Here is a 22,416-nt window from a genome sequence, read left to right on the forward strand (position 1 = left end):
TAGGAAAGGCGGCGACGGCACTGGCCGGGCGGGCAGGGGGGAGCGCCCGGCGGAGTAGGCCGTCGGACGGATCCCGCCCCCACCGGCTCCTGTGCGTCGGGTCACTGGATCGCGGAGCTTCCGGCCACGCCCTTGTCCGGGTGGCGTAGCCCCCGCAACGGGCCGTCCTCCGCCATGTTGTCCGCTCCGTAACGGTTCACGATCACGGAGGAAGAACCATGGCGAAGCAGAACGAAGGCGGGAAGCAGAACGAAGGGCGCGCCGCCGGCGGCCAGCACAGCGGAGGGAACTTCAAGAACGATCCGGAACGGGCGGCCCAGGCCGGGTCGAAGGGCGGCCAGAATGTGGCCCCCGAGGACCGCAGCTTCTCCAAGGATCACAATCTGGCCGCCGAGGCCGGGCGCAAGGGCGGCGAGCACAGCCACGGCGGTCAGGGCGGTCAGGGCGGCCAGGGTGGCGGAAACCAGGGCGGCGAGCGCCGCTGACGGCGGCACCGACCACGCCCGGAGCGCGCCTCGCCAACGAAGCGCGCTCCGGAAACGGCGCGGGGGCCTGTCCTTTCGGGCAGGCCCCCGTCCGCATGCTCCCCAAGGCGCGCCGTCAGGCCGCGTTGACCTCGGCGACGAAGCGGCGCACCTCGTCCTTCAGGCGCTCCGACTGGCTGGAGACGTTCTCGACACCGGCGGACACCTGCCGCATGCGGTCGCTGGTCGCCGTCATCGTCGTCGACAGCGAGCCGACGCTGTTGGTGACGCGGCGGGAGTTGTCGGCCGCCGCGCGGGAGTTGGCGAAGATCTGGTGGGTCGCCGCCTCCTGCTGCTGCACCGCCGAGGCGACGTCGCCGTTCAGCGCGCTGAGGTTGGTGATCAGCGTCGCGATGCCCTCGATGGCGCCGATGGCGTTGGTGGTGGCGACGCGGATGGCGCCGACCTGCGCCTGGATGTCCTCGGTCGCCTTGGCGGTCTGGGTGGCGAGGCTCTTGACCTCGCTCGCCACCACGGCGAAGCCCTTGCCGGCCTCCCCGGCGCGCGCCGCCTCGATGGTGGCGTTCAGCGCCAGCAGGTTGGTCTGGCCGGCGATCGAGTTGATCAGCTCGACCACCGCGCCGATCTGCTCGGCCGCCGAGACGAGGCCGGAGACGATGCCGGTGGTGTTGGCGGTCTCCGTCACCGCGCGCGACGCGGTCTGTGCCGCGCTTTCCACCTGACGGCTGATCTCGGCGATCGAGCTGCGCAGCTCCTCGCTGGCCTGGGCGGCGGATTCGACGCTGTCGGAGGCGCCCTGGGCGGCCCCGGCGGCGGCGTGCGCCTGCTCGGTGGTGCTGGCCGCGTCGCTCGACAGCGCGGCGGTGCGCTCGTGCAGGGCAAGGGTGGTGGTGCTCAGCGTCGCCACCACCTCGTCCATGGCGCGGGCGAACTGGGCGGCGCGGGCCGACAGGCGCTCGCGCTGCTGGTCGCGGGCGGCGCGCTCCTGCTCCATGCGCTGGCTGTCGTCGCGGGCGGCCGACAGGGTGGTCGCCAGACCGGCGACGGTGCGGGCGATGTCGCCGATCTCGTCGGGGCGGCCGGTGTGCGGCACGGTCACGGCGAGGTCGCCGCCGCCGATCCGGCTGACGGTGTCGCGGATCGCCAGCAGCGGCCGCGAGGTGCCGCGCGCCACCCAGACGCCGATGCCGATGCTGACGCCGAGCAGCAGGAAGGTGACGAGCAGCTCGCGCGTCGCGCGGGCGGTGAACTCGGCGTCGACGTCGTCGGTGTAGACGCCGGTGCCGATCATCCATTGCCAGGGCTGGTAGCCGGTGGCGTAGGCGATCTTCGGCGTCGGCTCGGCGTCGTCGCTGCGCTTGTGGCGGAAGGCGACGAAGCCGCCGCCGGCCTTGGCCGCCTCGGTCATCAGGACGTTGAAGGAGACGCCATCGGGGTCCTTCAGGTTCAGCAGGTTCTTGCCCTCGACCTGCGGGCGCAGGCCGTGGACCATGCTGACGCCCTCGTAGTCGTAGACGAAGAAGTATTCCCCGGCGCCGTAGCGCATGGCGCGCACGGCATCGCGGGCGGCCTCCTGGGCCTGGGCGCGCGTCAGCTTGCCCTGCTTCTCCCGCTCGCCGTAGAGAGCGACCACGGAGCTGGCGGCGTCCACCATCTCCTTGACCTTGGCCTTGCGCTGCTCGATCAGGTTGGTGCGCATCCCCGTCAGATGCACGGTCGCGCCGGACACGGCGCTCAGCAGCGCCACCCCGAACACCAGCAGCAGCAGCCGCGTTCCGATCTTGAGCTTCATGGACCAGTCTCCTCCTCATCGTCCCGCGCGCCGAGCGGCGGGCTCCATCATGGTCATTCAGACGAAAGCGTCAGCGGTCGCACCGCCAGAGGGGGCGTTCCGCCCCGTCGCCATCGGGGGGGGAAGCCGGGCCGGCGCCGCGCGCGAACCCGACGACGTCGCAATTTCCCAACTCGACGCCGGGGCGCCCGGCCAGCCGGTGCAGCAGGATCCGTCCGATCCCCTTGCTGCCGACCAGCAGCGGCCGCCGGTCCAGCACGTCCTCCAGCTCCGCCACCCCGGCGAGCACGCGGGCGGCGAAATCCTCCTCGCTCTCGCCGCCGGGCGGGGTCCGGCCGGCGGCGAACCAGGGGCGGGTGACGTCGATGGCCACGCCGTTCCAGTCGCCGAGCGCGCGCTCGCGCAGCCAGCCGCGCTCGGCCAGCGGCACCCCCAGCGCCTCGGCGAACAGCGCGCCGGTCACGGCGGTGCGCTCCAGAGGGCCGGCGATCACCAGCCCGCAGGGCGCGCCGGATTTCCGGAAGCGTTCGGCGGCGGCGCGCGCCTGGGCGACTCCGGCATCGGTCAGCGGCACGTCGCGGTCGCCGCCGCAGCGCACGCCCCGGAGGTTGTCCGCCGTCTGGCCGTGCCGCGCGAAGTGGAAGGAGGCCGCCCCGCTCATCGGAACAGGATCCGCTCGGCGCCCGGCGTCCAGCCGACCGTGCTCTCGCGCGGCCAGCCGTCGGGACCGTTCAGCCAGTTGCGCAGCGCGCCGATGTGCAGCGGGTCGCTGAGCGTCGGGGTGTGGCCGACCAGCGGCACATGCACGACGCCGACGCGCGGCTTGGCCAGCATCCGCTCGATGGTCGAATCGAGCAGGGCGTCGGTCAGCATCCCGTGCACCAGCAGCACCGGGCAGTCGATGCGCTGCCAGTCGTCCCACTGGTCGTGGTCCTGGGCGGCGCCCTCGCGGTAGTTCTGAAGGGCGCGGATGTCGTGGCGGTAGACGCGCCCGCCATTTTCCTCCGACCAGCGGGTCTGGTGGAAGCTGTTGTGGAGCAGCACCGTGTCGTCGACCGGCCCGTCGTTCTTCTGGGCGGCGCCGGCGCGGTGGAAGAGCTGGGCCGGCTTGCGGAAGACATAGTGGCGGGCCACCGATTCGGCGCGGCGGCTGCGGCGCTCCATCGGGATGAAGGGGCCAATGTCGTTGAGGATCAGGCGGTCGACCACCTCCGGCGCCTCGGCCGCCACCCGCATCGCCACGCAGCCGCCGAGCGAGGACCCCAGCAGCGTGACCCGGCTCAGCCGCTTGTGGCGGATCAGCGCCAGCACCTGGGCGACGTTGCTGTCGAAGCTGTAGTCGGACTGTTCGGCCAGCCAGCCGCTGCGCCCGCGCCCGGCCCAGTCGAGGCACAGCACATGGTGGTCGCGCGACAGCGCGCGGGCGAGATAGTCGAAGCGCCGCGCCGCGTTGGCGATGCCGCCCAGGCACAGCAGAGTCGGCCGCAGGGGGCTGCCCCATTCCGTGTAGGCGAGGCGGATGGTGTAATCCTTGCGCAGCCGTTCCACCGTGCCGGCCTGGAGCGTCGCCGTGTGCGTGTAGTCGAAGTGGCGCAGCGTGTGGCCCGACCCGATCGACGGCTCGATGGCCCGCATGATCCGGTCGTAGTCCTTCCAGGTCATCTGCTCGGTCGAGGTCAGGCCGAGCGTGTCCAGCGCCGCCACCAGCGCGCCCATCGGGTCGGCGTGGGGCGTGGTGCAGGGCGCGAAAAGCGTGGCCAGGTTGGCCGTTGCGGGCTCCGCGAGCATCTGGTCTGGCATCGGCGTCATCGCCTCTCTCTTGGATCGACGGCGGGATGGAACGGGGCGGGGGCGTGCGGGGACGGTCTGGACGGGAGGGGTGGCGAGCGGCGGGGCGGCGAGGGGCGGAGCGGCGGTCACGGTGCGCCCCCTCCGGCCGCGTCGGCGACCGTGTTGCGGGTGTCGGTGTCGGCGGGGGAAGGCGAGAGCACGAAGACGACGCAGAAGGCCGCGCCGCACAGCGCGCCGAGGATGCCGAGCGCCGCCAGCGCGCTCTGGTGGCCGAAGCGGTCGGCCAGCGCCGCGGCCAGCAGCGGCCCCAGCACCGAACCGCCGCGTTCCAGCAGGCGGTAGACGGCGAAGACGCTGGTCGAGCCGATGCGGGCGCATTCGGCCTTGCAGACGTCGGGCACCAGCGCGAGCTGGGTGGCGTTGTTGAGCGCGTGGGCGACGCCGAGCGCCGCGACGCCGGCCAGCACCCCCGGCACCCCCGGCGCCAGCAGCACGACCAGCATCCCGGCGCCGCCGACCAGCCCGCCGACGCCGGCGAACAGGGCGTTGCGCCCGCCGCGGTCGGCGGCCCGCGACACCCAGGGGCCGAGGACGACGATGGTCAGCCCGTAGATCATCAGGATGCGGCCGATGCCGGCCGGCGTCTCGCCCAGCCCGTGCAGGGTGACGGGCACCAGATAGAAAAGATAGCCGGTCAGCATCAGCTTGGTCGGCAGCGAGGAGAACAGCAGCAGCGCCGCGAAGCGCGGGTTGGCGAGCAGGGCCGTGTGGTCGCGCCAGCGAACCCTGCGCCGTTCCACGCGCTCCCCCCGTTCCGCCGGCAGCAGGAGGGCGGCGGCCAGCGCGGCGGCGAGCGCCAGCAGCGCCGACACCGCGAAGGTGGCGCGCTCGCCGACATGGTCGGCGAGGATGCCGCCGATCGGCGCGCCGCACAGGCCGGCGACGACCACCGCGGCGACGAACTGCGCCATGCCGCGCGTCCGCTCCTCCCGCCGGGCGTGGCGGGCGATGAAGCCCTGGGCGCCGATGAACATGACGGCGTAGCCGAGCGCGCAGGCGCCGCGCCACAGCAGCAGTTCGGCCACCGATTGCGCGAGCGCCGTGCCCACGAAGCCGGCCGCCGCCGGCAGCGTGCCGAACAGCAGGGTGCGGCGGCTGCCGAAGCGGTCGGCCCAGGCTCCGGCGAAGGGGGTGAAGACGGCGACCAGCAGCATGAACAGGCCGATCGGCAGCCCCATCATCAGGGTTTCCGACAGGCCGGGGATCGGCGTGTAGAGCTTTTGCGCGTAGAGCGGCAGGAAGGAGCGCGACAGCTCCTCCGCCAGCATGAACAGGAAGAGCGCGATGCGGATGCCGGCGATGCCGCCCGCCGCGACACCGTTCGCCGCCGTGGCCGGATCCCGCCGGAGCCAACGGGCGTGGACCAGCAGGAGAAGCTCGAACACGACCAGCAGCGACACGACCAGCACCACGGCGCCGTCCTGGAGCAGAGCCCGCAGCGCCTGGGCGTCGAGCACGCCTTGAAGTTGGGGAAGCGATCCGGCGGAGACGGCGGTTCCGGCCGCCGCGACCAGCGCCAGCGACCGCAAGGGCGATCGGCCGGCGCGCTGGAACAGGGAGGGAGCCGTCGCCGCCAGCAGGACGACCGCCCCGGCGACCAACCCGAGCAGCAGAGCCATGCGATCGCGCACCGCCAGCGCAACGCGGTCCCGTGCGGCGCCGTCCCCGCTTGCGCCGGTTGCGGATGTCCGGTCGACCGGGACGCCGGCCTGTGCCGCATCGGTGGCCGGCGGCGTGGGAGACAGGGAAGGAAGGGGGATTTTCGGGGCGGACTGCTCAACAAAAGTTGTGTAAAATTTAGCGTAATTGAGATAGGTGATCAGAGTGATTCCGAGAAATGTCAGAATCACGAGGGTAAGCGGCAGGCGTATCGATGAGTAATTTGTCATGAAAACAGGTCCGACCGATCTCTCTTCAGGAAGAAAGAGTGTCAGAACCTAATTCATAACTCCAAAGATTTGGTAAACCGTAATCGCTTCGGGAGAAGAATCGCAGTTATCCAGAGACATACTCATGTATGTCGCATTGTTGGTGTGTCGTATAAAGAAACGTCGAGTAAATTTTTTCTGACTGCGGAATTTCGTTGCGGCGCACAAGTGTTGTGCGTTTGCAAAAATACACGCGAAAAACCCCACCCATACGAAAATGGGTGGGGCCGCGTTTTTAAAACAATTCCAGATTGCCGAAGGGTGCCCGGCTTCCGTGATCAGCGCCAGTCGAGTCCGGCCTGACGCATGCGCTCCCAGAAGGCCCGCTTCTGGCGATGCCGGACAAAAAGTTGCTGGCGGTAGAGATCGTGAGAGGGGTGGCCGAGCCAATCGGCGACCGTTTCCGACAATCGCTCGGCCGACTCGAGATCGCCGACCGCATAGCCGTAGGCCGAGGTCTGCCCCTGGTCGAGCACCGATTCGGCGAGGTGGCGGAACAGCAGGCTTGCCGCCAGCGGGTGCTTCGCCGCGAGCGTCGCCGCGGCCGGCCGCAGGACGCGGTAGAGCTGCGGGTTGAGATCCTGCACCCGCCGGTTGACCAGCGTCGCCGCCGCGTCGAGGTCGAGGCGGACCAGCAGTTCCAGGGCGCCATGGATGTCCCCGTGGGCCTGGGCCAGCGCGATGGCGCCGGCCAGCGCCGCCGGCCGCTCCGCGTCCGGCAGGGCCGCCAGATAGGAATCGAGGACGGTCGGCGACAAGGTGCGGGCGAACAGGTCGCGGCGCAGCGCCTGGGCCTCGGTCGTCCGGTCCAGCCGGGCGAGGATGTCGATGCGCAGCCGGTCGATGTCGCCGCGCCGCCAGCCCGGCACCTCGGCCCGCTGCGCGCGGTCGAGCGCCTCCTCCAGCCGGCCGGCGGCGACCAGCCGCTCGCAGATGTCCTTGACGGCGCTGGCCTCGGTGCCGGCCTGCTCATGCAGGGCGATGTAGCTCTCCAGATCGCCGCGCGCGTCGGCGATCTCGGTCAGGGCGCGCACGAGGTCGGCCTCGCGCCAGTCCGCCGGGCCGTCCGACAGCGCGCCGAGCCGGTGGCGGATCAGCCCCTCCAGCGCGTCCAGCCCGACCGGACCGAGGGCGTCCTTGAAGGCGGGGACGATGTCGCCGCGCACGCTGTAGTCGCTTTCGGCGAACAGGCCGAACACCAGCTCGGCCAGCGCCTGGGGCGGCTGCCCCGGCACGGCCAGCCAGGCGCGGCCGCAATCGGCGAGCGCGCTGCTGAAGACGTCGGCGATCAGCCCGTCGGAATCGTCGCAGCGCTCCAGCACCCCCGTTTCCAGCCGCAGCAGCCGGCCGAGCAGATCCGCCGCCGTCTTCGGGTCGCGCGGCAGCAGGTCGGCGGTGATGGAGGCGCGCAGGCGGTCGAGCGTCGCCGCCAGCCCGCCGCTTTCCATCCCGTCACAGTGGCGGGGGGCGGCGTCGATGGCCTCGATCGCCTCGGCCAGTTCGCCGGCCAGCCGGTCGGCCGGCTCCGCCGCCAGCAGGGCCAGCCGAAGCTCCTCGCGCAGCGCCGCGTCGCGGCCGGCGTGCCGCAGCAGCAGATCCGCGAGGCGCCGGGCGCCGAGGGTCTCGATCGCGTCCGGCGAAAGATCGATGTCACTCCGGAGGTCCATGCCGCTCTTCCTGTAACAATCGAAGGATGCTCGCATCCGGGATGATCGCGGTCGGGCAGGATTGTGTCGGCCGGTTTCACACGTTAGGCGCGAGTCAGCCGGCATTCTATAAGGGGCACCCCTTATTCTGCAAAGCTCTCCGGGCATCATCGCGGCGCCGGCCGCTCCGTGGGGCATGGCGTCCGCGCCCGTCTGGCCGCCATTGTCGGCGACCGGCTGGAAAATCGTGACAGGCACCGGCTCCGCTCCAGCCCCGCGCTTCCGTCGGGCGTGGCAGTGACAACAAACGGAACCCGGATTTCCATCAACAGCTCATTAACAGATTTTCCGTCTTTTACTTCCCTTACTATTGCATGAGCCTGTCCAAAGGTCAGGGTTTTTCCCTATGACCAGGGCTTGGCTTGACCTGTTCGGGTATCTTCCCTAAAGAATTTTCCGAGTGGGTGGCTCTTCCACTCAACCGCCGGCCCCGAAGCCGGCGCCGTTTTTCCGGTGGCGTGGACATGGATCCGGTCGAAGCGACACGAACGATTCTGGTGGTCGAGGACAATGTGCTGATGCGCAAGCTCTTCGTCCGCTGCCTGGAGGAGAGCGGCCATGCCGTGGCCGAGGCAACGGACGCCCGCGCCGTCCTCGACATGATGCGGGAACTGCGGCCCGACCTGGTCGTGATGGACATCGTCATGCCCAACCTGTCGGGGGTCGAGCTGATCCAGCAAATCCGCGCCGACGGCGCTCTGGCGGCGACGCCGGTGCTGGCGGTCACCAATCTGGCGACGCCCGCCGACAAGCGCCGGCTGGTCGAAGCCGGGTTCGACGGGCATGTGTCGAAGCCGATCAAGCCCAGGGAGTTCCAGGCGGTCGTCGCCGGTTTCCTCAAGACGTCGGCGGACCAGGATTCCTGATCGGGCGGGGTGGGCGGCCGCGCCGGCGACGCGTCGGTGATCCGGACTTGCGGGCGCAGCGTACAACCCTTCCGAGTTCGAACAGCATGGGGGACACCGCGAGCATGGCGCGTTATCTGGTCACCGGGGGCTGCGGCTTCATCGGTTCTCACCTGATCGAACGTCTTCTGGCCGCCGGGCACGAGGTCCGGGTGCTGGACGATCTGTCCACCGGCAAGCGCGGGAACCTGCCGGCGGGCGTTCCGGTCACCGTCGGCGACGTCGCCGACGCGGCGGCGGTCGAGGCGGCGATGGCCGGGATGGACGGCTGCTTCCATCTGGCCGCCGTGGCCTCGGTCGACCGCTCGCGCGAGGCGTGGCTGGAGACCCACCACGCCAACCTGTCCGGCACCATCGCGGTGTTCGACGCGGCGCGGCGCGCCAACCCGAGGGGGCCGGTGCCGGTGGTCTACGCCTCGTCGGCCGCCGTCTACGGCGACAACCCGGACATGCCGCTGACCGAGGACGCCGCGACCCGCCCGCTATCGGCCTACGGCGCCGACAAGCTGGGCTGCGAGCTGCACGCGCGGGTCGCCGACGGGGTGCACGGCGTGCCGACCACGGGCTTCCGCTTCTTCAACGTCTATGGGCCGCGCCAGGATCCGAAATCGCCCTATTCCGGCGTCATCTCGATCTTCGCCGGGCGCATCGTCCGGGGCGAGCCGATCACCGTCAACGGCGACGGCGAGCAGGTGCGCGACTTCATCTATGTGAAGGATCTCGTGCGCTACCTGACCGCCGCGATGGACAACCCGCGCCCCGGCGCCCCGGTCTTCAACGTCTGCACCGGCAAACCGACCTCGGTGAACCGGCTGGCGGAGGTGCTGGCCGAACTGGCGGGACGCCCGCTCGACCGCAGCCACGGGCCGGCGCGGGCCGGCGACATCCGGGTCTCCATCGGCGACCCGTCGCGGCTGGTCGGTACCTTCGGCATGACCTGCGACACCTCGCTGGAGGATGGTCTGCGGGACACGCTGGCCTGGCTCGGCTGACGCCGTGATCGGGCGGCGCGGCGTGACGGGCGGCCTGCTGGCCGGTGCGGCGGCGCTGGCGCTGCCCGGCCGTGCCCATGCGGCGGCGGCCGACGGAACCGCCCCTCCCTGGGCCGTCTACTACGCCGACAAGGAGCCGCCGCAGGCCTTCGAGTCCTACGGGCTGCTGGTGCTCGACAGCCGCACCCACCCGCCGCTGCGGCCGCTGAAGGACCGTGGCAAGACCCTGCTCGGCTACATCAGCGTCGGCGAGGTCGAGACCCACCGCCCCTGGTTCGGCCAGGTCAAGGGCTGGGGCATCCTCGACCAGGAGAACCCGAACTGGCCGGGCAGCTTCTACGTCGACGCGCGCGACCGCCGCTGGGTCAAGCTGGTGGTGGAGGAGCTGGTGCCGGCGCTGCTGCGCTCTGGCTTCGACGGCGTGTTCCTCGACACGCTGGACAACCCGCCGCATCTGGAGCGCACCGATCCCAGGCGCTGGGCCGGCATGACCGGGGCGGCGGCGGATCTGGTCGGCGCCATCCGCAGGAACTGGCCACGGATCCGCATCATGCAGAACCGCGCCTACGAGATCCTGCCGCGGACCGCCCGCTCCATCGACTTCGCGCTGGGGGAGAGCGTCTATGCCGGCTGGGATTTCGCGGCCAAGCGCCCGCATCGGCAAAGCGACGAGGATTACCGGTTCCAGGTTGAGGCGCTGAAGGAGGCCAAGGCGCTCAACCCGGCGCTCGGCCTGTTCTCGCTGGATTACTGGGACCCGGCCGACACGGCGGGCATCCGCGCCATCTACGCCCGCCAGCGGGCCAACGGCTTTTCGCCCTATGTGTCGGTGGTCGAGCTCGACCGGCTGGTGGCGGAGCCGCCGCCGTGACGCCGCTGCTGCGTGCCGTGTGCGTGGCGTTCCTGCTGGCCGCCGCCGGGGGAGCCGCGCGGGCGGCCGGGCCGGCGGTGCCGCGCACCGTGCTGGCCCTGGTCGACCTGCGCGAGGAGCGGACCATCCGCCTGACGCGCGTGCACTCCATGGCCGAGATGCCACTCAACCATCTCGGGCTGTCGGTGGTCTACTGGAACGTAGCCGACGGGCTGCCCGACCTGTCGCGCTACCCGGATCTGCGCGGGGTGGTGACCTGGTTCGCCGGGGAGCCCTTCGCCGACGCCCCCGCCTTCATCGACTGGGCGGCGGCGGCGATGGAGCGCGGCGTCCGCTTCGCCGTTCTGGGCCAGCCGGGGATCCGCGCCTCGGCCGGCGGGAAGGCGGTGCCGCTGGCGCTGGTCAACCGCTTCTTCGCCCGGTTCGGCCTGCGCGACGACGACGGCTATTCCGACCTCACCTACAAGTCGCGCCCGGCGGTGGCCGACGCGATGATCGGGTACGAGCGCGCCCTGGCCGGCGTGCTGCCCGGCTATCCGCTGTTCCGCAAGACCGACGGGCGCGTCGTCTCGCACCTCGTCATGCGGCGGGGCGGCGACGAGGCGACCGACAGCCATCTGGTCGTCACCGGCCCGGCCGGCGGTCTGGTGTCGGACGGCTACGCCCGCCATTACGACCCGGAGATGAACCGGCGGCAGTGGATCCTCGACCCCTTCGCCTTCTTCCGCGACGCCTTCGCCACCGACGACCTGCCCAAGCCCGACGTCACCACCCTGTCGGGCCGGCGGATGTATTTCAGCCACATCGACGGCGACGGCTGGCGCAACGTCACCGAGGCCAGCCCTTACGCCAAGGACAGGCTGCTGTCGGCCGACGTGGTGCGCAAGGCGGCGATCGAGCCCTTCCCCGACCTGCCGGTGTCGGTGGCGCCGATCGTCGGCGACCTCGATTCCGCCTGGGCCGGCACGCCGGAGTCGCTCGCCGCCGCCAAGGCGCTGTTCGCCCTGCCGCAGGTCGAGCCGTCCAGCCACACCTGGACCCACCCGTTCCAATGGGCCTTCTTCAAGGATTACACGCCGCAGAAGGAGGCCGTCTTCGAGACCCGCCAGCCCGGCAAGGCCGGGCTGCTCGACCGCATGCTCGGCCGCCCCGCGCCCGACCGGCACGCCGCCGAAAGCGGCGGCGAGGGCGGCGCGCATGACGCCGGCGGCGCCGACCTCGGCCGCTACGCGCTGCCGCGCGCCTACTTGCAGAAGCCGTTCGACCTCGACCAGGAGATCGGCGGGGCGCTCGACTATTTCACGAAGCTGGCGCCGGCCGGCAAGGCGGCGACGCTGGTGCAATGGTCGGGCGACACCTCGCCCTTCGAGGCGGCGCTGGCGGCGGTGCGCAAGGCTGGCGGGCACAACATCAACGGCGGCGATGCCCGCTTCGACCCCGACTACCCGTCGATCACCACGGTGCCGGCCATCGGCCTGCCGGTGGGAGCGGAGCGGCAGATCTACGCCGCCGGCAGCAACGAGAACACCTACACCGATTTGTGGACCAACCGGTTCTACGGCTTCCAGAATCTGGTCAACACGGTGCGCGGCACGGGCAGCCCGGTCCGGCTGAAGCCCGTCAACATCTACTACCACATGTATTCCGGCCAGAAGACGGCGAGCGTCAACGCGCTGCGCCGCAACCTGGAGGCCGCCCGCGCGGCGGAACTGGCCCCCGTCGCGACCTCGACCTACGCGCGGATCGCCGAGGGTTTCTACGGCGTCCGCTTCGTCGCGGATGGGGAGCGGCGCTGGCGGGTGCTCGACCGAGGCGCGCTGAACACGCTGCGCTTCGACCGCGCCAGCTTCACCGCCGTGGACTTCGCCCGCTCCGCCGGAATCATCGGCCAGCGTCACGCCCAGGGAAGCCTGTATGTGGCGCTCGACCCCGCCGTGGCCGAGCCGGTGGTGGCGTTGGCCGAGGCCGGGCGCGGCGACGGCGACCCGTCGGCTTCCCAGCCCTATCTGGTCGAGGGCCGCTGGGCCTTCTCGGGCTTCAAGGCCGAGGGCGGCGGCTTCCGCGTCGAGGCCGAGGGCTACGGCGACGGCGCCATGGTCTGGCGGGTGCCGGTCGCCGGCCGTTACGCGGTGAGCGCCGAACGCGGCGGCGCCGTGCTGTGGAGCGGCGAGGCGGTGGCCGGCGCGGACAACCGCCTGTCCGTCACCGTGACGGAGGCGGCGGTGCGGCCGCTGACGCTGCGCGTCGTTCCGCTCTCCGCCTCCGTGGCGCGGTAGGGGGCGGCGATGCGCGCGAACATCCTCATCGCCCTCCTGGTCCTGCTGCTCGGCGTCGGGGCCAGCCTGCCGCTGATCCCGGGCAGCGGCGAGCTGGCCTTGCAGAAGTTCCGCGACCGCGATTACGAGAACGCCCGCGCCGTCTACGAGGAGCGCTTCGCCGCCGGCGACCGCGGCGCCGCCACGGTGATGCCGCTGACCAGGCTGCACCTCGCCGAGGGCGATGTCGGCCGCGCCATCGCCTTGATGGAGGGTTTCGTCGCCCGGGAACCGAACGCCATCGAGGGGCGCGAGCTTCTGGACACGCTCTACCAGGACGCCCAGCGCCAGGGCGACCATCTGGAGACCGCGCGCGAGCTGGCCCGCCTGCGCGGCACCGGCGAGGCGTGGCGCGAACTGGCCTATCTCGCCGGCTTCCAGGGGCGTCTCGACGTGCAGGCGGAGGCGCTGGCGCGTTACTGCGACCTGCGCCCGGACGATGTGGAGGCCCCGCAGGAACTGGCGGCGCTGCTGGCGTCGCTCGGCGACCAGTCCGGGGCGGTGGAGCGGCTGCTTCGGGCCGACGACCGCGCCGACGGCCGGATCGAGGCCGACAGCCGCGAACTGCTGATGAGCCTGCTGATCGACCTCGACCGTGACGACGACGCCTTCCGCCGCGCGCAACGCTGGCTCGGCGAGAACCCGACGGTCGCCGACATGGTGGGGCTCGCCAGCCAGCTCGCCGCCGCTGCCCGGCCCGACCTCGGGCTGCGGTTGCTGGAGCCGCAGGTCGCCAAGCCGGACCACGCGCTGGCGCTGGAGCTGACATTCATCGACCTTCAGCTCGCCGCCGGACGGCGCGACGAGGCGCGGGCGCGGCTGAAGGCCCTGCCGGGGCCGGTCGACGACGCCTCCCATGGGCGGCTGCTGGCCTTGCAGATGAACGCCGGGCTGGACCGTCCGGCGCTGGCGGCGGCGCGCGGGCGCGACCTGCGGCTGGTGCCCGACTGGGTGCTCGCCGGCTTGGCGGAAACCGCCTTCCGCGAGCGCGACCGCGCCTTCCTCGACCGTCTCGCCGCCGAGCTGGGCGACGGCTTCCTCGCCGAGCGCCCGGTGCTGGCCGCCAACATCGCCATCGGGCGCGGCGACCGCGCCGCCGCCATCCGCTGGGCGACGCGGGGCCTCGCCGATCCGAGGCAACCCCTGCCCGAGCGGCTGGCCGCCGTCCGCACCCTCGACCGCGCCGGCCGGCGGGCCGAGGCGCTGGCCGGCTTCGACCGGCTGCCGCTCGATGGCGACCTGCCCGACGAGTCGCTGGAGGAGCTGGGCAGCCTGTTCCTCGACCTCGGCCGGGCGCCGGCGGGTCTGGCCTGGTTCGAGGCACGGCGGACGGTGTCCCCCTCGGGAGCGGCGGATCTCGGTTGGGTGCGGCTGGCAGCGCGGGCGGGCGATCCGGCGGCGGTCGCCGCGTGGCTCGATTCCCGCCCGGCGCTGGGGGAGGCGCTGTTGCAGGACGTCGCGACCATCGCGGCGGAGCGTGGCGCCGCCCCGCTGGCGCTGAAGGCGGCGGAGCGCGTCTTCGCCCTGGCGCCGACGCCGCGCAGCCGTCTGGCGCTGGCCGGCGCCCTGCTGTCGGCCGGCCGCGCCGCCGAGGCGCTGCCGCACCTGACCCAACTGCTGCCCGGCGGCGGAGTGGAGGTCGAGACCGCCTATCTGGCCGCCCTCGACGCCACCGGCCGGACCGGGGAGGCGGCGCGCTTCCTTGCCGGCAAGCTTGGCGGGGGCGATCTGTCGGACGCCGAGGAGCAGGCGCTCGTCTACGCGCTGCTCGACCGCAAGGCCTACCGCGCCGCCCTGCCGGCCCTGCGCGGACGGGCCGAGCGGCTGGGCGGCGAGTGGCTGTTCGCCTACGCCGACGCCGCCCGCCGCGCCGGGGCGCTGGGCGAGGTCGCCGATCTGCTGGAGCGCCAGCTCGCCGACCCGGCGTTGAGCGCGGCGGCGCGCGAGCAGCGCGCCACGCTGCTGGTGGAGGCCGCCGGCCCGGCCCGCGCCCTGCCGGTGCTGAAGCAGCTTGCGGCGTCGGGCGCCGGCGGGCCGTGGGACGCGCTCTACCGCGAAACCCTGGCCAGGCTCGGGCGCAAGGACGAGCTGCGGCGCTACCTGTTGACCCGCGCCGACGACGAGCGGCTGCCGGCCACGCAACGCCGCGAGGTCGCCTTCGCCCTGCTGGATCTGGGGGAGAAGGCGGGGGCGGAGCAGGCGTTGCGCCGGCTCGCCGCCGGGCAAGGACCGCGGAGCGAGGATTTCAGGCAGCTCGCCTATCTCTGGGGGCCGCGCCCGCCGCCGGCGGCGCTCGACTGGATCGAGGCGCGCGCCAAGGCCGCCGGCTCGCCGGACGAACAGGCGGCGTGGTACGACCGGCTCGCCGAGCTGGGCGGCGCCGGCCGCATCGCCGAAACGCTGGGCCAGCGGTTGGGCGGCGGCGGCGCGCCGGACAGCGCGGCGCTGAAGGCCCCCTACATCGAGGCGCTGGCCGCCCAGGGCAAGGGCAGGGAGCTGGCCGGGGCGGTGCGCTCGGCGCTGGCGACGGAGCGCGCGCCGGACCGGCTGCGCCGCTACGCCCGGCTGGCCGAGCAGGCGCGCGAACGGCCGACCGCCGCCGCCGCCTGGGACGCCCTGCTGGCGCAGCGGCCGGACGACGGCGAGGCGCTGCGCCAGCTCGGGATGCTGGCCTATGACGAGAACCGGCTGATCGACGCCGAACGGCTGCTGCGCCGTTTCGTCGCGCGGGGCCCCGACGATTACGAGGCCTATTATTTCCTGGGCGAGGCGCTGACCGCGCTGAGGAAGCCGGGCGCCGCCATTCCCTTCTACCAGACCGCGCTGGCGCGGTTGCGTGCCGGCCGGACCCGCAACGACGCCACCGCCCAGACGGAAGCCAATCTGCTGAACCGGCTGGGCAAGCTGGACGACGCGGTGGCGCTGTTCGAGGGCCTGCGCAAGCGACGGCCGAACGACCGGCAGCTCAAGGCCGATTACGCGTCGATGCTGATCGAGAACGGACGTTTGCAGGAGGCGCGCCGTGTGCTCAGCCTACAATAGGGCGTTCCCTCTGCTGCGCTGGGCGTTGGCGCTCCTGGCGCTGCTGTGGGTGGCGGCGGTCCCGTCCCTGTCGGTGACGATGCGGGCGCAGACCCCGCCGCCCGCCGCCCGGCTGGAGGCCGTCCGTGACGAGGCCGGTGCGCGCTTCGCCCTGCGCTGGCCGGGGCGGGTCGCCACCGAGATCGACCGCCAGGGCCGCGACCTCACCCTGCGCTTCAGCCGGCCTCTCGGCGGCGTGGCGCTGGAATCGGCGGGTGAGCGGCTGCAAGGCTGGGTCGAGGGCGTTCAGTACGGGTATGACAGCGTGCTGCTGGTGCTGGCGCCGGGCGTCGCGGCGGAAGCGGTCCCGGACGGCTCCGGCGTCGCCGTGGCCTTCACGCGGGAGCCGGAGGCCCTGCGCGCGACGGAGGCCCAGGCCGCCGACCGCGCGGCCGACCAGGCGGCGCAGCGGCGCATCGACTATTTCCAGGCGTTGGCCTTCCTGGAGGGCGGGCAGCTCCGCCAAGCGCGCTCGCTGCTGCTCGACCGGATCCGGGTCGAGCCGCGCGACGCCCAGTCCACCGCCCTGCTGGCCCAGGCGGAGGAGCGGCTCGGCCGCTGGCGCGAGGCGCTGCGGGCCTACGACGTGGCGCTGAAGCTGACCCCGAACGAGCCGTCCCTGGTCCGGTCCAAGGCGCGGCTGCTGCGCGAGAACGGCGACCGCATGCGCTTCGACGTCGATCGCCAGAAGGTGCGCGGCGGCGAGACCCAGCACATCCTGAAGCTGGCCGGCGTCAAGGACATCGGCCGTTCCACGTCCTTCGTCTACGGGCTGGAGAGCCGCTTCGTCGACGCCAAGCTGGCCCAGCGGGCCGACGGCGACCAGCGCTCCTTCCATGGAAGCCGCCAGAAGCTCGACCTCGGGCTGGTGCGCGACTGGCCGGAGCTGGAGCGTTCGACCCTGACGCTGTCGGCGGCGCAGCGCACGCTGGGAGTCGGCTACACCCACGCGTGGCGCGACGAGGCATCGGAAACCCGTGCCGGGATCGCCTGGAGCGAGCCGAACTTCGCCTTCCTGGAGGGCATCGTCGGCGGCGGCCGGCGCGACCGCGTTTTCCTCCAGCACGACGAGCGGCTGTCCGAGCGCTGGAGCCTGACGCTGGGCGCCGGCTACAACCGCTACGGCCTGTCGGGGGCGGCGGATCTGGCGCGCAGCGCCACGGTCGAGGGCGCGCTGCGCTACGTGCTGAACCAGGAGGGGCCGCTCGCCAGCGTCGCCTACACGCTGGACGCCGAATATGTCGGGCGGCGGGTGCGGCGCGAGACGGCTCAGGGCCAGCCCTATGTTCCCTTGCCGGCGGCGACGCGCGAGGTTCACGGCATCCAGGTCGCGGCCGAGGATTGGTTGACCGACTATGTGCGTTACGGCGTGCAGGTCGGCTACTCCTACGACCGGCGCGGCAAGAGCGGGCCGCAGGGGAGTTTTTCGGTGAGCTGGGAGCCGACCGACACGCTGGAGGTCGGCATCCGGGCCAGCCACGCCCGTTCCACCGCGCGCGGCAGCGCCAGCGCGGTCGACATGGTGGGCGGCTATGTGATCTTGCGCTGCTGATGGCCCGGCGATGGGCGGGAACTCGTGATCGCGATCAGGATTGGGGGACGAGCATGGGACGGACGACAGGAGAGCGGGGTGTGGGATCTTTTGGAAAGCCGCTGGCGCTGATGGCGGCCTCGGCGCTGGTCGTCCTGGCGCTGGCGGGGTGCGGCACCGGCCGCACCACCAGCCGCGACTTCGCGCAGCCGGGGGCGGCGCTGCCGGCCGGATCGACGGTCGCCGTGCTGCCCTTCGAGAATCTGACCAACTACCCGAGCGCCGGGCAGATCGCCGCCGATCTGGTCTCGACCGAGCTGTACGGCCTCGGGCTCTACCGGCCGGTGGAGTCCAGCCGGGTCCGCAACCAGCTCGTCGCCGCCAAGGTGGACGTTGAGAAGCTGTCGGACAGCAGCTCGGCCCAGGCCGCCGGGCGGACGCTGGGGGTCGACGCGGTGCTGGTCGGCAGCGTGTCGGAATACGGCTACCAGCACGGCCTGCGCGAGGAACCGGTGGTCGGGCTGAACGCCCGGCTGGTGCGCAGCGCCGACGGCGCCGTGCTGTGGGCGTCGAGCCAGTCGGAGGCCGGGCGCGGCTACTTCAGCCGCGACAGCGTGAACAACGTCGCCCAGCGCGTCGTCTCCCGCATGCTGGACAGCCTGCGCGCGGCCGGCGGCGCCCAATGACCGTCGCCTGTCCGCCGCCTTGCTGACGGAGCCGTCGATGAGCGCCCCGTCCGAAATGCCTCCGACCGCCGCGGCCGTGGACGACGCGCCGCCGCCGCGGCGCCTGTTCGGCGTCCGCCGCGTCGCGCTGATCGAACTGGCGCTGTTCTTCGGCGTCGCGCTGGGGCTGGACTGGGCGTTCGGTTCGGGTCTGCGCTTCGAGGGGGTGCAGCCGCATCCCTTCTGGATCCCGGTTCTGCTGCTGGCGATCCAGTACGGCACGAACGAGGGGGTGCTGGCGGCGCTGGTCGCGGCGGCGGCGCTGCGGCTGGGCAACCTGCCGGAACAGACGATCGCCCAGGATCTCTACCAGCATCTCTTCACCCTGACCCGCGAACCGATCCTCTGGCTGGTCGCCGGCGTGCTGATCGGCGAGCTGCGCATGCGCCAGATCCGCGAGCGCGAGGAGTTGCGCGCCGAGCTTGCCCTGGCGCGCCGGGAGGCGGAGGCGATCACCCGCTCCCACCGGGCGCTGAAGTCGGTCAAGGAGGGGCTGGAAACCCGCGTCGCCGGTCAGCTCCGCACCGTCTTCACGCTCTATCAGGCGTCGAAATCCATCGACCGGCTCGACGAGGGCGAGGTGATGCTGGGCGTCGCCGACCTGATCCGCACGGTGATGAAGCCGGACAAGTTCTCGCTGTTCCTGCTGAACGGCGACACGCTGGAGTCCGTCACCAACGAGGGCTGGGACGACGAGCGGGACAGCTACGCCCGCTGGTTCGACAACCAGTCCGCGCTGTTCGCCACCGTGATCGGCCGCCAGCGCCAGCTCTGCGTCACGGCGCCGGAGGACGAGCGCATCCTGGCCGGGGAGGGCGTGCTGGCCGGGCCGCTGGTCAGCGGCGACACCGGCGAGGTGGTCGGCATGGTGAAGATCGAGAGCCTGGGCTTCACCGACCTCAGCGTCAACACGGTGGAGAATTTCCGCATCCTCTGCGAATGGATCGGCACGGCGCTGTCCAAGGCGCGCCAGTACCGCGTCGCCAGCGAGCAGCGCGTCTTCACCGACGAGGCGCTCTATTCGTCGGGCTTCATCGGCCGTCAGGCGGAGTTCCTGGCGCTGCTCGGCCGCCGGATCGGGTTCGAGACGACGACCATCACCATCCGGCCGTCCGGCCTGTCGCGCCTGTCCTCCAGCCAGCGGGCCGATCTGGCGGCGGCGATCGGCCGCGCCGTGCGCGACAGCCTGCGCGACACCGATCTGGCCTGCGACTTCGGCAACCAGGGGGCCACCTTCGGCGTCGTGCTGACCGGCACCCCGCTGGAGGGCGCCAGACTGGTGGAGGCCAAGCTGGAACGCGCGGTCCGCCAGTCGCTGCCCGAGGCGCTGGCGGCGATCCCCATCGCCTTCACCACCCGCAAGGTCGGGGTGCGGGAATGAGGAGAGGCTTGAGCCTGTCCCTCTCCCGTTCCGGGAGAGGGAAGGGAGAGGGGCATGAATGCCGGATCGACAGGGCGGTCCGGCCATGACGACGATCGCCACCGGCCCGGACGATGCCCCGCTGGAGCGCGCGCCGGAAGGCGGCTCCGCCGAACTCGCGCTGGTCGGGCTGCTGGCCGCAGCCGTCGAGACGGCCGGCTTCGCGACCGCCGCCGCGACGGTCATTCCCCACGCGCTTCCCGCCGCCCTGCTGCTGCATCTGGCGGTCTGCGGCGGGCTGGCCGTCTGGGTGCGGTCGCGCCTGCGCCGGGGGCTGGACCTGCGGCTGGCCGGGCTGATGCTGGTCACGACGCCCGTTCTGGGGCCGCTGGGGCCGCTCTTCACGCTGGCGGCCGCCGCGCTGCACGCGCTGTTCCGGCGCTACGCCACCGGCTTCCAGGACTGGTACCTCTCCCTGTTCCCGGAGAGCGAGGTCGAGCCGGCGCGCGAACTCTACGAGCTGATCGTCTCGGGACGCGAAACCTCGCATCTGGCGGCGGGCGAGTCCTTCACCGACGTCATGTCGGTCGGCTCGCCGCAGCAGAAGCAGGCGGTCATCGCCCTGGTCGCCCGGCATTTCCGCCCGGCCTTCACGCCGGCTCTCAAGGCCGGGCTGGCCGACGCCGACCCGTCGGTCCGCGTCCAGGCCGCCACCGCCACGGCGCGGGTCGAGCACGAGTTCAACGAGCGCTGGCTGGCGCTCGACCACGCCGCCCGCTCGCATCCCGACGACGCCGGCACCGTCGCGGCGCTGGCCCGGCATCTCGACGACTACGCCTTCTGCGGTCTGCTCGACGCCAACCGCGAGGCGGAAATCCGCGAGAAGGCGCTCGCCGGCTACCGCCACGGCCTGGGGCTGGCGGCCGACGACGACGATCTGCGGCACGACCTCGGCCGGCTGCTTCTGCGCTGCGGCCTGCCGGCCGAGGCGGCGGAACGGCTGGAGCCGCTGGCCGGCCGCACGGCCGATCCACGCATCCTGTTCTGGTACGCGGAGAGCCTGTTCCGCCTGGGGCGCTACGCCGACCTGCGCGCGCTGGCCGAACGCCGCGCCGACCTGCTGGGCGAGGCGGCGGCGCTGCCCGATTCCCTGCGCGACGTCTTCGCCCTGTGGCGCACCGGCCGTCCGGCGGCCGTCCAACCGGCCATGCCAGGGCCGGCGATGAGCGAGGGGAAATGAGCGTTCTGTCCAAGCCCTCCGCCAAACCGTCCGCCAAACCGGCCCTGCCGCCCGAGGCGCCGGCCGCCCCGCCGGCCGACGTCTGCCTGCTGATGGAGGGCTCCTATCCCTACGTCGCCGGCGGCGTCTCGACCTGGACGCACGACCTGATCAAGGCGCACGCCGACCTGACCTTCCACGTCGTGGCGCTGGTCGCCGACCGCAGCGCCCGCAAGCTGGCCTATGATCTGCCGCCCAACGTCACCGGCGTGACCCATGTCCATCTCCAGGATCCCGCCCCCGGCCGCCGCTGGATGGCGGGAACCGGCCGCTTCCTGGCGGCGCTGGAGGCCCCGCTGCGCCGCCTGCAACAGGGCGGCGGGCTGGAGGAGGTGGCGGAGATCGTCCGCCTGCTCGATTCCAAGCGGGGCAAGGTGGGGCGGCGCCTGCTGCTGAACTCCGAGGAGTCCTTCCGCATGGTGGTGCGGATGTGCCGGGCGGCACTGCCCGACGCCTCCTTCCTGGAGTATTTCTGGGGCTCGCGCGCGCTGATGAGCGGGCTGTTCGCCACCCTGCTGGCGCCGATGCCCCGCTGCAAGGTCTACCACGCCATCTCGACCGGCTACGCCGGGCTGTTCGCCGCCCGCGCCAGGCTGGAGACCGGCCGGCCCGCCCTGCTGACCGAGCACGGCATCTACACCAACGAGCGCCGCATCGAGATCCTGATGGCCGAATGGCTGTTCGAGGGGGCCGACACCTCGCTGGCGCTCGACAGGAAGAAGCGCGACCTGCGCGACCTCTGGCTCGACACCTTCGCCAGCTACTCCAAGGCCTGCTACGACGCCTGCGACCGGATCTTCACCCTCTACGGCGGCAACCAGGAGTTCCAGCGCCGCCAGGGCGCCGACCCCGCCAAGCTCACGGTGGTGCCCAACGGCATCGACCACGCCGGCTATTCCACGGTGGCGCGCGACACGTCCGACCGGCCGCCGACCATCGCGCTGATCGGCCGTGTCGTGCCGATCAAGGACGTGAAGACCTACATCCGCGCCGCCGGCATCCTGCGCGAGGACATCCCCGACCTGAAGGCGATGATCCTCGGCCCGCTGGAGGAGGATCCCGGCTATGTCGAGGAATGCCGGACCATCGTCCGGCATCTCGGGCTGGAGGACACGGTGATCTTCGCCGGCCGGGTCAGGCTGACCGACTGGCTGGGCCGGATCGACGCCATCGCGCTGACCAGCGTCAGCGAGGCGCAGCCGCTGGTCATCCTGGAGGCCGGGGCGTCGGGCGTGCCGACGGTGGCGACCGACGTCGGCTCCTGCTCCGAACTGCTGCTCGGCCGGCCGGACGAGGTGCCGCCGCTCGGGCCGGGCGGGGCGGTCACGCCGCTGGCCAGCCCGCTGGAGACGGCGCGGGAACTGCGCGCCCTGCTGCTCGACCGGCCCTGGCGGGAGCGCTGCGGCGAGGCCATCGCCCGGCGCGTCGCCCGCTACTACGACAAGGTCGAGATCGACCGCATCTACCGAGCCATCTACGACGAGCACATCGCCATGCCCGACCGGCCTACCCTGTTTGACCCGTTACAATAGATGGCACCACTTCTGAAATATCAGTTATATATCATGCTATTATGGGATGGAGGCGGTCTCCAT

Annotated in this window: 16 protein-coding genes; 11 read left to right on the plus strand and 5 right to left on the minus strand. The window is 72.1% G+C overall.

The window, feature by feature from the left end:
• Positions 1–218: 218 nt before the first annotated feature.
• Positions 219–485, plus strand: a complete 267-nt coding sequence (locus J2847_RS35035; protein WP_209779634.1) for a con-10 family general stress protein — start codon at positions 219–221, stop codon at positions 483–485.
• 115 nt (positions 486–600) lie between these two features.
• Here the strand turns inward: J2847_RS35035 and J2847_RS14520 are convergent, their stop codons facing one another.
• The 5 genes from J2847_RS14520 to J2847_RS14540 form a co-directional block, all read right to left on the minus strand.
• On the minus strand, positions 601–2,277 hold the full coding sequence (locus tag J2847_RS14520) for a methyl-accepting chemotaxis protein (protein ID WP_209779635.1): 1,677 nt from the start codon (positions 2,275–2,277) through the stop codon (positions 601–603).
• A gap of 70 nt (positions 2,278–2,347) precedes the next feature.
• Positions 2,348–2,938, minus strand: a complete 591-nt coding sequence (locus J2847_RS14525) for a histidine phosphatase family protein (RefSeq protein ID WP_209779636.1) — start codon at positions 2,936–2,938, stop codon at positions 2,348–2,350.
• On the minus strand, positions 2,935–4,086 hold the full coding sequence (locus tag J2847_RS14530) for an alpha/beta fold hydrolase (protein ID WP_233474522.1): 1,152 nt from the start codon (positions 4,084–4,086) through the stop codon (positions 2,935–2,937). The genes J2847_RS14525 and J2847_RS14530 overlap by 4 nt, the downstream gene beginning before the upstream one ends.
• Positions 4,087–4,193: 107 nt before the next feature.
• Positions 4,194–5,747 (minus strand): MFS transporter, encoded by a 1,554-nt coding sequence (locus J2847_RS14535; RefSeq protein ID WP_209779637.1) that lies wholly within the window; start codon positions 5,745–5,747, stop codon positions 4,194–4,196.
• Between the two features lie 587 nt (positions 5,748–6,334).
• A complete protein-coding gene (locus J2847_RS14540) occupies positions 6,335–7,723 on the minus strand; it encodes a DUF6880 family protein (RefSeq protein WP_209779638.1) in 1,389 nt (462 codons plus the stop codon).
• Positions 7,724–8,226: 503 nt separating this feature from the next.
• Here J2847_RS14540 and J2847_RS14545 point away from each other — a divergent pair.
• The 10 genes from J2847_RS14545 to pelF all read left to right on the plus strand — a co-directional run bounded on the left by J2847_RS14545 (position 8,227) and on the right by pelF (position 22,353).
• Positions 8,227–8,628 (plus strand): response regulator, encoded by a 402-nt coding sequence (locus J2847_RS14545; protein ID WP_209779639.1) that lies wholly within the window; start codon positions 8,227–8,229, stop codon positions 8,626–8,628.
• A 104-nt stretch (positions 8,629–8,732) separates the two neighbouring features.
• Positions 8,733–9,659, plus strand: a complete 927-nt coding sequence (locus J2847_RS14550) for an NAD-dependent epimerase/dehydratase family protein (RefSeq protein ID WP_209779640.1) — start codon at positions 8,733–8,735, stop codon at positions 9,657–9,659.
• Positions 9,660–9,663: 4 nt separating this feature from the next.
• Positions 9,664–10,530, plus strand: a complete 867-nt coding sequence (locus tag J2847_RS14555; protein ID WP_325169413.1) for an endo alpha-1,4 polygalactosaminidase — start codon at positions 9,664–9,666, stop codon at positions 10,528–10,530.
• A complete protein-coding gene (locus tag J2847_RS14560; RefSeq protein WP_209779642.1) occupies positions 10,527–12,806 on the plus strand; it encodes a polysaccharide deacetylase family protein in 2,280 nt (759 codons plus the stop codon). The genes J2847_RS14555 and J2847_RS14560 overlap by 4 nt, the downstream gene beginning before the upstream one ends.
• Before the next feature lie 9 nt (positions 12,807–12,815).
• Complete coding sequence (locus J2847_RS14565; RefSeq protein WP_209779643.1) at positions 12,816–15,887, plus strand: tetratricopeptide repeat protein; 3,072 nt, start codon at positions 12,816–12,818, stop codon at positions 15,885–15,887.
• A complete protein-coding gene (locus tag J2847_RS14570) occupies positions 15,868–17,478 on the plus strand; it encodes a tetratricopeptide repeat protein (RefSeq protein ID WP_233474523.1) in 1,611 nt (536 codons plus the stop codon). Before J2847_RS14565 ends, J2847_RS14570 begins: the two co-directional genes overlap by 20 nt.
• Before the next feature lie 80 nt (positions 17,479–17,558).
• Complete coding sequence (locus tag J2847_RS14575) at positions 17,559–18,143, plus strand: CsgG/HfaB family protein (protein ID WP_325169414.1); 585 nt, start codon at positions 17,559–17,561, stop codon at positions 18,141–18,143.
• 37 nt (positions 18,144–18,180) lie between these two features.
• The gene (locus J2847_RS14580; RefSeq protein ID WP_209779645.1) at positions 18,181–19,563 is read left to right on the plus strand and encodes a GAF domain-containing protein; all 1,383 of its coding nucleotides are present in this window, start codon (positions 18,181–18,183) and stop codon (positions 19,561–19,563) included.
• An 85-nt stretch (positions 19,564–19,648) separates the two neighbouring features.
• Positions 19,649–20,782, plus strand: coding sequence for a hypothetical protein (locus J2847_RS14585; protein WP_209779646.1), 1,134 nt, complete (start codon positions 19,649–19,651; stop codon positions 20,780–20,782).
• Positions 20,779–22,353 carry a GT4 family glycosyltransferase PelF gene (pelF, locus tag J2847_RS14590; protein ID WP_209779647.1) on the plus strand — a complete coding sequence of 525 codons (1,575 nt, stop codon included), beginning with the start codon at positions 20,779–20,781 and terminating at the stop codon, positions 22,351–22,353. The genes J2847_RS14585 and pelF overlap by 4 nt, the downstream gene beginning before the upstream one ends.
• Positions 22,354–22,416 lie beyond the last annotated feature (63 nt).

This window comes from Azospirillum agricola (assembly GCF_017876095.1).
In the GTDB taxonomy this organism is placed as follows: domain Bacteria; phylum Pseudomonadota; class Alphaproteobacteria; order Azospirillales; family Azospirillaceae; genus Azospirillum; species Azospirillum agricola.

Bases quoted from the DNA above. Each gene is read 5' to 3' on its own strand.
- J2847_RS35035 (WP_209779634.1), top strand. From the start codon at position 219: ATGGCGAAGCAGAACGAAGGCGGGAAGCAGAACGAAGGGCGCGCCGCC.
- J2847_RS14520 (WP_209779635.1), bottom strand. From the start codon at position 2,277: ATGAAGCTCAAGATCGGAACGCGGCTGCTGCTGCTGGTGTTCGGGGTG.
- J2847_RS14525 (WP_209779636.1), bottom strand. From the start codon at position 2,938: ATGAGCGGGGCGGCCTCCTTCCACTTCGCGCGGCACGGCCAGACGGCG.
- J2847_RS14530 (WP_233474522.1), bottom strand. From the start codon at position 4,086: ATGACGCCGATGCCAGACCAGATGCTCGCGGAGCCCGCAACGGCCAAC.
- J2847_RS14535 (WP_209779637.1), bottom strand. From the start codon at position 5,747: ATGGCTCTGCTGCTCGGGTTGGTCGCCGGGGCGGTCGTCCTGCTGGCG.
- J2847_RS14540 (WP_209779638.1), bottom strand. From the start codon at position 7,723: ATGGACCTCCGGAGTGACATCGATCTTTCGCCGGACGCGATCGAGACC.
- J2847_RS14545 (WP_209779639.1), top strand. From the start codon at position 8,227: ATGGATCCGGTCGAAGCGACACGAACGATTCTGGTGGTCGAGGACAAT.
- J2847_RS14550 (WP_209779640.1), top strand. From the start codon at position 8,733: ATGGCGCGTTATCTGGTCACCGGGGGCTGCGGCTTCATCGGTTCTCAC.
- J2847_RS14565 (WP_209779643.1), top strand. From the start codon at position 12,816: ATGCGCGCGAACATCCTCATCGCCCTCCTGGTCCTGCTGCTCGGCGTC.
- J2847_RS14580 (WP_209779645.1), top strand. From the start codon at position 18,181: ATGAGCGCCCCGTCCGAAATGCCTCCGACCGCCGCGGCCGTGGACGAC.
- J2847_RS14585 (WP_209779646.1), top strand. From the start codon at position 19,649: ATGACGACGATCGCCACCGGCCCGGACGATGCCCCGCTGGAGCGCGCG.
- pelF (WP_209779647.1), top strand. From the start codon at position 20,779: ATGAGCGTTCTGTCCAAGCCCTCCGCCAAACCGTCCGCCAAACCGGCC.